Origin of the sequence: Pedobacter sp. BMA (genome assembly GCF_001027745.1) — a bacterium.
GTDB lineage: Bacteria > Bacteroidota > Bacteroidia > Sphingobacteriales > Sphingobacteriaceae > Pedobacter.
Map to the genome: position 1 here is coordinate 38550 of NZ_LECU01000012.1, position 12588 is coordinate 51137.

The 12588-nt window shown below is 39.8% G+C and carries 9 protein-coding genes and 1 tRNA gene; 4 read left to right on the forward strand and 6 right to left on the reverse strand.

Features of this window, described 5'->3' with window-relative positions; translation table 11 throughout:
* Positions 1-88: 88 nt before the first annotated feature.
* Together recA and AB669_RS21145 are read left to right on the forward strand one after the other, a co-directional pair.
* The gene (gene recA, locus AB669_RS21140) at positions 89-1102 is read left to right on the forward strand and encodes a recombinase RecA (protein WP_047801366.1); all 1014 of its coding nucleotides are present in this window, start codon (positions 89-91) and stop codon (positions 1100-1102) included.
* A gap of 172 nt (positions 1103-1274) precedes the next feature.
* The gene (locus AB669_RS21145; protein WP_047801367.1) at positions 1275-2549 is read left to right on the forward strand and encodes an NUMOD4 domain-containing protein; all 1275 of its coding nucleotides are present in this window, start codon (positions 1275-1277) and stop codon (positions 2547-2549) included.
* Between the two features lie 81 nt (positions 2550-2630).
* On the opposite strand, the gene AB669_RS21150 is transcribed toward AB669_RS21145, so the two are convergent.
* Complete coding sequence (locus AB669_RS21150) at positions 2631-2828, reverse strand: hypothetical protein (protein WP_047801368.1); 198 nt, start codon at positions 2826-2828, stop codon at positions 2631-2633.
* A 23-nt stretch (positions 2829-2851) separates the two neighbouring features.
* On the reverse strand, positions 2852-3853 hold the full coding sequence (gene tsaD, locus AB669_RS21155) for a tRNA (adenosine(37)-N6)-threonylcarbamoyltransferase complex transferase subunit TsaD (RefSeq protein WP_047801369.1): 1002 nt from the start codon (positions 3851-3853) through the stop codon (positions 2852-2854).
* A 117-nt stretch (positions 3854-3970) separates the two neighbouring features.
* Between tsaD and AB669_RS21160 the strand changes: the two genes are divergently transcribed.
* The gene (locus AB669_RS21160) at positions 3971-8362 is read left to right on the forward strand and encodes a translocation/assembly module TamB domain-containing protein (protein ID WP_231582728.1); all 4392 of its coding nucleotides are present in this window, start codon (positions 3971-3973) and stop codon (positions 8360-8362) included.
* Between the two features lie 97 nt (positions 8363-8459).
* Here the strand turns inward: AB669_RS21160 and AB669_RS21165 are convergent, their stop codons facing one another.
* From AB669_RS21165 to AB669_RS21175, 3 genes are all read right to left on the reverse strand, one after another.
* Complete coding sequence (locus AB669_RS21165) at positions 8460-9671, reverse strand: bifunctional 3,4-dihydroxy-2-butanone-4-phosphate synthase/GTP cyclohydrolase II (protein ID WP_047801371.1); 1212 nt, start codon at positions 9669-9671, stop codon at positions 8460-8462.
* A gap of 129 nt (positions 9672-9800) precedes the next feature.
* The gene (locus AB669_RS21170; RefSeq protein WP_047801372.1) at positions 9801-11225 is read right to left on the reverse strand and encodes an LptF/LptG family permease; all 1425 of its coding nucleotides are present in this window, start codon (positions 11223-11225) and stop codon (positions 9801-9803) included.
* 30 nt (positions 11226-11255) lie between these two features.
* On the reverse strand, positions 11256-11636 hold the full coding sequence (locus AB669_RS21175) for an START-like domain-containing protein (protein WP_047801373.1): 381 nt from the start codon (positions 11634-11636) through the stop codon (positions 11256-11258).
* 138 nt (positions 11637-11774) lie between these two features.
* On the opposite strand from AB669_RS21175, the gene AB669_RS21180 reads away from it, so the two are divergent.
* A tRNA-Met gene (locus AB669_RS21180) sits at positions 11775-11851 on the forward strand.
* Positions 11852-12074: 223 nt separating this feature from the next.
* Here the strand turns inward: AB669_RS21180 and AB669_RS21185 are convergent.
* On the reverse strand, positions 12075-12503 hold the full coding sequence (locus tag AB669_RS21185) for an EamA family transporter (RefSeq protein ID WP_047801374.1): 429 nt from the start codon (positions 12501-12503) through the stop codon (positions 12075-12077).
* Between the last annotated feature and the right edge of the window lie 85 nt (positions 12504-12588).

A 12588-nucleotide genomic window follows, 5' to 3' on the forward strand; every position in this document is an offset into this window, starting at 1 on the left:
CTTAGCTAAATATTTTAGCATATAGTTATAAACATTCAGACTTATTAGCTGACAATTCAAGTATATTTACAGCAACAAATTAAATAAAATGGCAAGCGCAAATCCTGATAAATTAAAAGCCCTACAGTTAACACTCGATAAGTTAGAAAAATCTTATGGAAAGGGTACCATTATGAAACTTGGCGATACTGCAATTGAACCTATAGATTTTATTTCTACAGGATCAATCAGCTTAGATATTGCATTAGGTATTGGTGGTATTCCGAAAGGAAGGGTTATTGAGATCTATGGTCCGGAGTCATCTGGTAAAACAACCCTGGCGACACACATCATTGCGGAAGCGCAGAAAAAAGGTGGTATTGCAGCATTCATTGATGCGGAGCACGCTTTTGATCAGTTTTACGCAAAGAAGTTAGGCGTAGATACTGATAACCTCTTGATTTCACAACCAGACAATGGAGAGCAGGCATTGGAAATTGCGGACAACCTGATTCGCTCTGGTGCTATCGATGTAATTGTAATTGACTCCGTTGCGGCCCTGGTTCCTAAAAGTGAAATTGAGGGTGAAATGGGTGACAGTAAAATGGGATTACATGCCCGTTTGATGAGTCAGGCTTTACGTAAATTAACAGGTACAATTTCAAAAACCGGATGTTGCTGTATTTTCATCAACCAATTACGTGATAAAATTGGTGTGATGTTTGGTAACCCTGAAACCACTACCGGTGGTAATGCCTTGAAATTTTATGCTTCTGTACGTTTAGATATCCGTCGTACTTCGCAAATTAAAGATTCTGATGAGGTATCTGGTAACCGCGTTAAAGTTAAAATTGTTAAAAATAAAGTTGCACCGCCTTTTCGTATTGCCGAATTTGACGTAATGTTTGGAGAAGGTATTTCTAAAAACGGTGAAATTATCGACTTAGGCGTAGACTTTGGAATTATTAAAAAAGCAGGTTCATGGTTTTCTTACGGGGATACTAAACTTGGTCAGGGTAGGGATGCAGTAAAGCAACTTTTAAATGATAATCCAGAATTGGCTGAAGAATTAGAAATTAAAATTAAAGCTGAAGTTACTGGTGAGCATTTAGCTGAGAAATAATTTAAACCGTATCTTTTTTGAATAAAGGGGCAGCCATAAACTGCCCCTTTTTTGTTGCTGTAAATAGCATTTATGTTACAATACAGACTGAAATGCCATAAAAATGTTAAAGAACGTTAAAGCACGTTACATTCTTTAAAGTTTTGCGTTTATAAGTCATAATTCAATTATTATGAAGTTACATGCTTATACGGACCTCTCATTAAATACAAGAGAAAACGAGTATTGGAAAGATATTATCGGACTTGAAGGACATTTTCAAGTATCAAACCATGGGCGCATTAAAGCGCTGACCCGACAACTGGAAAACCGTTTAGGTGTAAAAAGAAAGTTTCCGGAAAGAATCCTTAAACAAACCCAAAATAAAAGCCACAATAGCTTTACTGGTGACACCAGAATTTACCTCCAGGTATCTATGAGTATGGCAGGAAAGATTATTAATTTCAGTGTTCCGCGTTTAGTATACTATACCTTTGTTAAGCCTTTCGATCTTGCCGACAAAAACACCTATATTTTCCCTACTGACGGTGACACGCTGAATACTACGGCTGAAAACCTGTTCATGGGAGGCCAGGAAATTAAACAGAAGCGCATGGCTGAGGCAGGAAGAAAAGGCAATGTTTTCGCCACCATGAGCCAGACTGACCGTTTGGTAATGCAGGCCAAGATCAATGCAAAGCGTGCAGAGAATCCTAAAGACCAGATCAGTCGTTATTCGTTATCTGGAAAGCTACTGGAAACCTATCACAATGCAGAAGTGGCGGCTAAGGTTTTCGGATGCAGCGCTAATCTGCTCTCCAAAGCAACGCGTGGAAAGCCACTTACTTATAAGAGCTATATCTGGAGAAGAGGTGCCAATGAAGAAATTGACATTAATGAATTTGCAGGAACAACAGGTATCTGGGGCTCCCCCCTTTCCAAATATATCCACAATATCGGCCAGTATAGCTTACAGGGAAAACTGATTGCAACATTTGGAACCATCAAGGAGATTGAAAGTAAGCTGAATCTCAACTACAATCAACTTTCGGGAAGTTTAAATGGAAGAAACATCACTTGTGGGGGATTCATATGGCGCTACAGCACCAAGCCTACCATCAATATTAAACAACTGGAAAAGTTACCAGGTTTTAAACATTCTTCGGTGTATTCAGAGCATAACAAAATCAGCCGTTATGATCTTGATGGGATCTGGAGAGGAACATACGCCGGCGTTTCTGATGCAAGTCGTAAAACTAAAGTAGATTCGAAAAGCATTCATATTGTATTAAAGGGCGATGGCATTACCGCAGGTGGCTACCTTTGGGCGAAGGGCGAAGCTTTAAGGCTTAATCCCAATTCATTCAGGCAGCATAGTCATTTTGAGCATTCGCTGTTACAACGCTACATGAAGCAAAAAAATCAAAGGAATACCGCTACGGCTCCTCAACAAATGCAGGCGCTTTAGTTCAATTCAAACCGCTAACATGAGTTAATAAAATAGCCATCCCCTGTTCGGAATGGCTATTTTATTATGGTAGCAAGGTATTTAATTCTGACTGAAAACGGTACTGAAATCTTTTGTTACGTATACTATAACCAGTAAAGCGGCAATAACAAGCCCTCCAAGAATAATTACCCCCCAGGTACCTTTTAACTTGTTTTTATCTTTTCTAATCAGATAGTATAACAGTCCGATGAGGGGAATGGCACAAATAACCCAAAAAATCAATGATGCTCCAGTCATGTATATAAAATTGCTAATATTATTTAAAATTCCATTCTCGCTTTTGGCGCGATCTCGTGGCCAACAAAATCGTTGGCTAAAAACTTTTGATAGCCTGCAATGGCTATCATACCAGCATTATCGGTGCAGTACTGAAAAGCAGGGATAAACACTTCCCAACCGAGTTGGCCGGCAAGCTCCTGCAGACTATTCCTCAAACCGGAATTGGCTGACACTCCACCCGCTATGGCAATCTGTTTAATGTTGTACTGCTTTGCTGCTTTCTTCAGTTTATTTAATAAAATCTGAACGATGCTGTGCTGCACTGAAGCACAAATATCGTCTAAATTTTCGGCAATAAAATCAGGATTCTCAGCTTCTTGTTTTCTGATGAAATAGAGGATAGAGGTTTTGAAACCGCTAAAACTGAAATTCAGATCAGCAATCTGGGGTTCTGCAAATTTAAATGCTACAGGATTTCCGTTCTTTGCATGTTTATCGATTAAAGGACCACCAGGATATGGGAGTTTCAGAATTTTTGCTGTTTTATCAAAGGCTTCACCTGCTGCATCATCAAGGGTTTCGCCAACAATATCCATGTCGAAATAGTCGCGTACCAGTACGATTTGCGTATGTCCTCCGGATACGGTTAAACACAAGAAAGGAAATTCAGGTTTAGGATCATCGATGAAGTGCGCCAGAATATGGGCGTGCATGTGATTAACAGAAATTAACGGAACGCCAAGGGCGAGGGCAAAAGATTTAGCGAATGATACACCTACCAGCAGAGAGCCCAACAATCCGGGTCCCTGTGTAAAAGCTACTGCACTTATGTCCTGTTTTGTAACCTCAGCATTTTTCAAAGCCTGGGCTATCGTAGGTACAATATTTTGTTGATGTACTCTGGATGCCAGTTCTGGGATTACCCCTCCATAATTTTCATGAATTGTTTGGTTTGCAATAACATTGGCCGTAATTTTGCCGTTGTTACATATGGCAACCGAGGTATCGTCGCAAGAGGACTCTATAGCAAGTATGACAGACAATTTATTTAATATTTAAGCTGCAAAATTATTAAAAAACTATTTAAAATACTCCTTTGGGTAATTGCATCAATAATTTTGCTGCTTGCGCTAATCATTTTCTCACTACAATTTAAGCCCGTGCAAACTTTTTTTGCGCAAAGGGCTGCTGCATATCTATCTAAGGAGCTTAAAACAACCGTATCTATCAAAAGTCTTTACATAAAGCCTTTTAAATCTGTTGTACTTGAAGACTTACTTGTACTAGACCTACAAAAAGATACTTTATTAAGTACTCCTAAATTCATGGTCGATATCAATCAGCTATCCATCGACAAGAAAATTATTGACATCACCACTGTTCAAATTAACAATGGACAATTTTTCCTAAAGGATTTCAAAGATAAGTCTTCTAACCTCGATTTCATCATCGATTATTTTGATTCGGGTAAACCTACTGTAAAGAAAAAGAAAAGCAAACCATTTGATGTTAGTTTAGCGCGTTTAATTCTGAATAAATTTGCTTTTCGCTATAAGAATTTTGCGGCAAAAGATACCGCACAAGGTAGCGCTGTCAACTTTGATAATGTAAGTGTAAAAGAGCTCAGTGGGATTTTTGAGGGCCTTGATATGAAGACCCACCTGCTAAAAACGAATATCAAAAACCTAACCTTAAAAGAGAAAAGCGGCTTTTACCTGAAAAACCTAACCGCTGAGACTACTATTGACAGCAATGCCATTGAATTGAAAAACCTGTTGCTGGAAACGAACCAAAGCCGTTTGACCAACTATTATCAAATGAAGTTTAAGGGCTACCGCGATTTTAACCACTACATTGATAACGTGAGAATGAAAGCTGTTTTTAAAGACAGCCACCTTAGCTCAAGAGATGTGGCATTTTTTGCTCCGGAGCTTAAGGACATGAAACTTGATTTAGATGTTGACGGACAAATTACAGGGCTGGTAAATAATTTAAGGGCAAGAAACCTTTCTGTTAAAGCGGGTAAAGCGACCTATATTAAGGGAGATTTCATTTTAAAAGGGCTTCCGAAGTGGCGGGAAACTTTCATGGACCTGAAAATAGAAATGGCAGGCACCAATAAAACAGATCTTGACGAGGTATTGGCAGGCATTACCAACAGCAAAAAGAAACTCATTCCTGTAATTATCAATAAGTTTGGCAACATTAACTTTAACGGTAATTTCACCGGTTTTCAGGATGACTTTATCGCTTATGGGGAGTTCAAAACCAAATTGGGTCGCATTGTTTCGGATGTTAACATGAAGATCGACAAAAATGATGTGCCATCTTATACCGGAAGTGTTAAAACTTATGATTTCAATATCGGTAATTTAATTGATGAGCGTAGCCTTGGCCGTATCACTTCATCATTAAATGTAAAAGGAAGAGGAACGGAGCTTAAAAACCTGACTGAAAAACTTGATGGCGACATCGCATATATTGACTTTAATGGTTATCGCTACCGTAACGTTAAAATCGATGGTACATTTGATAAGAAATACTTTGATGGCAAGCTAAGCATCAATGACAAGAATATTAAACTGGCTTTTGACGGAGGGGTAAACCTAAATCCTAAACTTCCTGTATTTAACTTTAATGCAACCATTTCGAAGGCAAAACTAAAAGCCTTGAAACTGATGAAAGATTCATTAATGGTTGATGCAAAATTTACCACTAATTTTTCGGGAACCGATCTGAACAATATAGAAGGGAATTTACTCATTCAAGAGATTACGTTGAAAAACCCCAAAGGCACTTACAATGTAGATTCGGTTCAATTAATGGCTGCCGGCACTGGTGTGAACAGGAATTTAGTTATCAAATCGGATATACTCGATGCCAGTATAGTTGGAGAATACGACCTCAATTCGATCGTATCTTATTATAAAGCGATAGCCAAAACCTATATCCCATCGCTACAGGCTGACATTATCAAGTATAGAAACCAGATTTTTCAATTTAATCTGAAGATCAAAAAATTTGAGGCCCTGGCGCAACTGATATCACCCGGACTGACCCTGGACGATGGTGCTACCCTAATTGGCGACTTCGATTCGAGAAATAATAAGGCTACTTTAAATGGTTACGTGAAGACGCTGAAGTATAACGGCATCGTGGTAAATAATATCATTCTTGATGAAAATACTACTCCTGAGCAACTTCAACTTATTGTTACATCAGACCGTGTTCAACTTAATGATAGTCTGTTTATCAAAGATGTAAACATTTCGAACATCCTGCGGAATGACAGCCTGGCTTTCAACGTGAAGATGTCGAATTCTGATGAGGCCAATCAGCTTGATTTAAACGGATTGGTTGAGTTTACTAAAAACCAGGATACGACTGCACGATTGAGTATCCTTCCGTCGATTTTGAAAATCAACAGCGAGGAGTGGCGGATTCAGGAAAAAGTTCGTATTGTACTTAATAATGGTAAAACGGAAATTAGCAATTTCGACCTGACGAACGGTTCACAGCAGCTTACCATTGATGGACTGATCTCTAACGACCCGAAAGACTTGATTAAGGTTGGCTTTACGGATTTTAACCTGAAAACTTTAAACCCTTTTACCAAAGGATTTGGCGTGAAACTGAGCGGGGCTGTTAATGGTGAAACCAATCTATATGGCATATTAAAAGGTCCGAGGGTAAATGACGACATTAAAATAGATTCCCTAAATTTCAACGATATCTATATCGGTACACTTACCGATACTTCATCCTTCAATAGTGAAAGCAATAAGGTTAGTATTTTCACCCGTGTAGTGACAGAAAATTCCGAGACTTTCAAGCTGACCGGAAATCTTGATCTGAAAGCTAAGGAGATTGACCTGAATTTACGGATGAATGAAAGTAAACTTACCATCCTTGAACCTTTTGTTAAGCAGCTGGTATCAAACTTAAAGGGGAATATATCGGCTGATCTGACAGTAAAAGGAAGTTTTGATAAGCCACAGATTAATGGAACGCTTGCCCTGGACAAGGCTGAACTAATGGTCAACTACCTCAAAACGACTTACGTGATCAGCAATGAGGTAAAAGTTGACAATAGTGTCATTACGCTTAAAGATTTTGAATTAAGTGACCTTGAAGGCCATAAAGGTATGGTGGAATCCGGAACGGTTGATTTGAATGACATTAATGACCCTACGCTAAATGTAAGTCTGAAAGCGGACAATTTAATGGCGCTGAATACAACTGCGAAAGACAATTCGATTTATTACGGGAAGGCTTATGGAACAGGTGTATTCAAATTTAACGGGCCAACGAGCAAGATGAAAATTGACATCAATGCCAAAACAGAAAAAGGTACAGTTTTCAATCTGCCGTTAAACAGTTCAGAAACGGTATCAGATAAGGATTTCATTAATTTCATCAGCAGGGACTCATCGGCTGCGACGGTTAAAAAGACGACGAACTTTGATGGATTGACCTTAACCTTTAAGCTGAGCATTGATCCCAATACTACAGCCAACATTTATACCACTTTAGGAAATTTAAGCGGAAAAGGAAATGCAGACTTAAGTCTGAACATTAATAGTCTGGGCGATTTTGAAATGTCTGGCGACTACATTATTGAATCAGGAAGTTTTGATTTCACGGCTCAGGAAGTGATCAATAAAAAATTCGAAATCAGACAGGGCGGAACGATCAGGTGGACAGGCAACCCTACTGCTGCTCAGATCAACCTAAAAGCAGTTTATGCATTAAGGGCCAACCTAAGCGATCTTTTTAAGGCAGCCAACCGTGATGCCAGTAGTAATGCTAACCAGCGTGTAAATACAGAGGTTGAAATGGGCCTTACGGGTTTACTTTTACAACCAGATATTAAACTGGACATTAACTTCCCTGCTCAACCAGCTATTAAAGAAGAGTTGCAAACTTATTTCAGTGATGTGAATAATCTGAACCTTCAGGCTTTTAGTTTAATCATCAGACGAAGCTTTGCACCTGGCAACGGTGGAGAATCAATTGGTAACCAGTTGAGCTCTACAGCGGCCAGTACAGCTACCGAACTTGTGTTTAACCAGTTCAACAATGTATTATCATCATTAAACTTAAATTTTGTTGACCTTAACGTTCGTTCTCTGAGCGAAGCAAGTGCATCGGTAAAACTATTCAACGACAGGTTAATTATCAATGCCGGTATTGTAGATCGCAATAGTCTGAGCGATCTCTCGCTGGACTTCTCCAAAAGTAATGTGGGCGGTGAGGTTGAAGCAGTGTTTCTGATCAGAAAGGATGGTAGTCTGACCAGTAAAATTGCGAATAAGCCTCCTACCATACAAAGTGTGTTTGCGAACCCGGGCATTGATCAGGCCAGAAATGTTACTTCTTTTGGATTAGTTTACACACAGCAGTTTGATACTTTTAAGGAGTTCATTCAAAAGATTTCCGGTTCTTACCGCAGAAGCTTGAAGCGCAGGCAAGATCAGGCACCGGTAAAAACCAACAAATCGATCAATAAAGAAGCCATCATAAATGAGAATAAGAATAATCCGAGAAGATAATTAGCTGATTCAGGATCGCAAAACCAGGTTATAAAACAAAGGGTCATCAATTAAATTGACGACCCTTTTCTCTTTTCAGAACTTTCTGACTAAGTGACTATCCTTTCATGATGGAATGTCCCATTTTATCACGCTTAGTGGCCAGATAACGTTCGTTATGTTTATTGCTTGCAATTTCAATCGGGATGTTTTCGACCACTTCCAGTCCATAGCCTATTAGTCCAGCTCTTTTAGTAGGGTTGTTGGTCATCAGGCGCATTTTCGTTACACCTTCAGATCTCAATATTTGTGCGCCTACTCCATAGTCGCGTTCATCTCCTTTAAAACCCAGTTTGATATTTGCTTCAACGGTATCAAAACCGGCATCCTGAAGATTGTATGAGCGGAGTTTATTGATTAATCCAATTCCTCTTCCTTCCTGATTCATGTACACTACAAGGCCTTTGCCTTCTTTCTCAATCATTTCAAGCGCTTTGTGCAGCTGAGGGCCACAATCGCAACGGCAGGAACCGAATATATCGCCGGTTACACATGAGCTGTGTACGCGGGCTAAAATCGGCTCATCCTGATTCCAGGTACCTTTAGATATGGCCAGGTGTGTTGCATTGTTATCCAACTGCGTGTAGGCAGTCATTTTGAAATCACCCCAGGCTGTTGGCAAATCAATTGTTACTTCCTGTTTAATTAAACTATCGATTTTTAAACGGTAAGCAATTAAATCTTCAATAGAAATAATTTTTAACTGGTGTTGTTCGGCAATTTTAAAGAGGTCAGGTAAACGAGCCATTTCGCCATCTTCTTTTAAAATCTCTACCAACAAACCAGCAGGTTTCATACCGGCCAGACGTGCTAAATCTACGGCGGCTTCTGTATGACCTGCACGGCGAATTACTCCACCGTCTTTGGCAATCAAAGGAAAGATGTGACCTGGTCTGCCCAGTTCTTCCGGATCGGTTTTAGGATTTACCAAAGCCAACATCGTTTTAGAACGATCGCTGGCTGATATACCAGTTGTACAACCATGACCAACCAAATCTACCGAGACGGTGAAATTGGTTTCATATGCTGCTGTATTTTTTCCCACCATCAGGTTAAGATTCAATTCTTTGCAACGCTCTTCAGTAAGTGGTGCGCAAATCAAGCCTCTGCCATAAGTAGCCATAAAGTTGATTACTTCTGGCGTAGCATTTTCGGCTGCTGTTAAGAAATCGCCTTCATTTTCTCTATTTTCGTCATCTACAACAATGATTACTTTTCCGGCTTTAATGTCGGCGATGGCTTCTTCTATTGTATTTAATTTTGTTTGCATTGTTATTAAAGCATAATGTCGCAAGCCCTCAAAAGCCTAGAAGCATTGATGTTTGCTTGCACAAAGGTACAACCTTATTGAGCATTCTAATGATTAAAATAATCATCTGGAAGTAAATGTAGTGGGAACTTATTTCTCCTTCTTCTTAAAAAATTTAGCGAAGAACACCTTGTACGCATTGACGTCGAACAGGGCAGAATCTACTGTGGCCTTGTAGGTTAGAAAGGCTGCCAGCGGAGACAGCACAATCACGGCTATCCACATACCAAAAATGGGATTCAGGTTTCCTTCTCGGGCAGTTTTCTCTGCCACGGTGGTGATGATATGGTAAACCAGGAAAAAAGAAATCGCCATTACCACGGGAAGACCCATTCCACCTTTGCGGATAATTGCACCTAATGGCGCTCCGATAAAAAATAAAAGGATACATGAAGCGGCAAGCGTAAACTTACGTTGATATTCAACCTTCGTAAATATCCATTCGCCTGTTAAATCATTCTGACGCGGCGCCCAGTTCGGCACATGCTGCATAATACCTGCCACCACGTTGGTTGCATTCTCCAGACTCTGTTTCCTCGATCCGTTCGGTATGTCTTTCAGAATAACATCGTCTATTTTTTTAGGGGCGGTTTTGTACTTTGTGTAGCCTTTGGTTGTATTAAACTGCTTAAAATTACCCGTGAAACTGGCAATGGTATTGATTTGAAGGGTATCCAGCTGACGCTTCAATGAATCTCTTTTCTTAACCAGCCCTTTCAGGTTAAGCATTGGGGTACTGTTTCCGAAAGCATTCGGATCGGTTGTATTTCCATCAAAAGAAGACATATCGAACTCTGGTGCTGTTTCCTTAAACCTTCTCCGCGAAAATACCTGACGGGGATTGTACATGCCGTTATTTTTCGCTTGTTCCTCATACTGGACGCCATTTTTAAGTCTGAGGATAAGCGATTTTCCGTCGGCAGTTTTCTCCATTTTACCTTCTTTCGCTAAAATAACCTTCGGGATACCATTGTTATCCTTATGATCATAAATCATAATGCCATGTAGCATTCCATCCTCATCTTTACTGTCTACACGAATGGCATAGCCGGGGATTGCATTGTTGAATACGCCAGGTTTGATCAGAAAAGAAAGTTTTTTGTTTCGTATATCGTAAAGCAAGGAGCCAAACTTTAAATTGGCCTTGGGCAACATGTAATTGGAGAACAGAAAGGAAGCAATGGTGAGCATCAAAATCACAACCAGCAATGGCCTCATTGCACGCTGTAAAGATATCCCTGCTGATTTGATGGCCACCAACTCGTAGTTTTCGCCAAGGGTACCGAAAGTCATGATTGAAGACAAGAGTACTGATAGTGGCAAGGCCATGGAAACATTGGCTGCAGAAGCGTAATACATCAGCTCTAAAATGGTGTACCATTCGAAGCCTTTACCAATCAGGTCATCTATCCACTTAAATAAAAAAAACATCAAAAGAATGAACATCATCACAAAGAATGTGGCAATGAAGGGTCTGATGAATGCTTTTATTAAGAGAAGATGTATTTTTTTCACCTTACAAAGGTAAACATTGCGCAGCTATTATTATGCACCTAAAACGCTAATAAGGTAATCGATCTGGTTGTCCCATATCAATTTTTTTTCTGCCAGAAGGTCGTCTGTTGTAAAATCGGTAATGGAGAGCGCCACATCATTGGTAAGTTCGTCTTGAACAATTTCCATCTCAAAATAGCATTGAGGTTCGTCGTCAAGCCATTTAAACTTTACTAATTTGTTTTCTTTTATAGAAACCAGCTTGGCTTTTAGCTGCTCGTCATCCCAGGTAAAAGTAAAAACCTGATCGCGGAAAATAACATCATCGGCAAACCATTGCGACAGGCCATTAGGCTCACTAATAAAACTATACAATATTCTTGGTGACGATTTAACCTCGTACTCTAGCGTAAATTTTTTCTTATCTGCCATGTTAATTCATTACCAGAATAAATCCGGACTTAATTTTTTTTATTTTATTTTTCTAAAGAAAGGTAAATTATTCTATATTTGCAACTCCAAAAAATAACCACCTAAAATATTTGATAATATAGCAAATATTTTTTACCCGGCGGGGTAGCTCAGATGGTTAGAGCGCAGGATTCATAACCCTGAGGTCGGCAGTTCGATCCTGCTCCCCGCTACCATAGTGGGCAAATCAAATTTCTGTTTGGTTTGCCCATTTTTTTTTACCTTAAAAAATGCTTAAAATTCGAAGTACTGAAACTCATAGCTACCTTGGAATCCGCTAAGCTCACTTAAAGAAATTAGAGTATGCCAGCGAGATATTTTCATCAGCGAAGTCAACGCGCCGGGTATCTAGATTTCTCATAACCCCCATGCAAGAAGAGAGACGCTGGACAGAAAGGGTCATTCACCCTGGTCGGACAGAGCGATCAGTACGGCTCCCGCCAACATCACTGTTCCTCCTATTACAATCTGCCAGGTTAATTTCTCCTTTAAAAAAATAACAGAGAGCACAATGGCGATAACAAGAGACATCCGTTCGACCGTAGCCACGTAAGATGCTGGTCCCATAGACAATGCCTTATAAGAGAATAGCGTTGAGAGCGAAGTAAAAATACCTGCAGCAATCAGAAAAATCCACGCGTTTTTTTCAATTGCTTTCCAGGAAGTAAAATTCCCCTGGTAAAGCACCACACCCCAGGTAATCAACAATATCAGTACCGCCTGAATGGCAAAGGCTAGACTAGGGTCAACATTTTTCAGTCCTGCCTTAGTGAGCACAATGACCACCGCCGCCGAAACTGCGGCTAGTACCGCCCATATAATCCACATAATATTTCTTTTTGACTAATGAACAACAAAGCGGAACAATGGATTGTAACATTACTGACAGACCAGCATCATTATTGATGTTCCG

Excerpts from the sequence above, each read along its gene's own strand:
- AB669_RS21185 (WP_047801374.1), bottom strand. The coding sequence starts at position 12,503 with ATGTGGATTATATGGGCGGTACTAGCCGCAGTTTCGGCGGCGGTGGTC.
- AB669_RS21145 (WP_047801367.1), top strand. The coding sequence starts at position 1,275 with ATGAAGTTACATGCTTATACGGACCTCTCATTAAATACAAGAGAAAAC.
- recA (WP_047801366.1), top strand. The coding sequence starts at position 89 with ATGGCAAGCGCAAATCCTGATAAATTAAAAGCCCTACAGTTAACACTC.
- AB669_RS21165 (WP_047801371.1), bottom strand. The coding sequence starts at position 9,671 with ATGCAAACAAAATTAAATACAATAGAAGAAGCCATCGCCGACATTAAA.
- AB669_RS21150 (WP_047801368.1), bottom strand. The coding sequence starts at position 2,828 with ATGACTGGAGCATCATTGATTTTTTGGGTTATTTGTGCCATTCCCCTC.
- AB669_RS21175 (WP_047801373.1), bottom strand. The coding sequence starts at position 11,636 with ATGGCAGATAAGAAAAAATTTACGCTAGAGTACGAGGTTAAATCGTCA.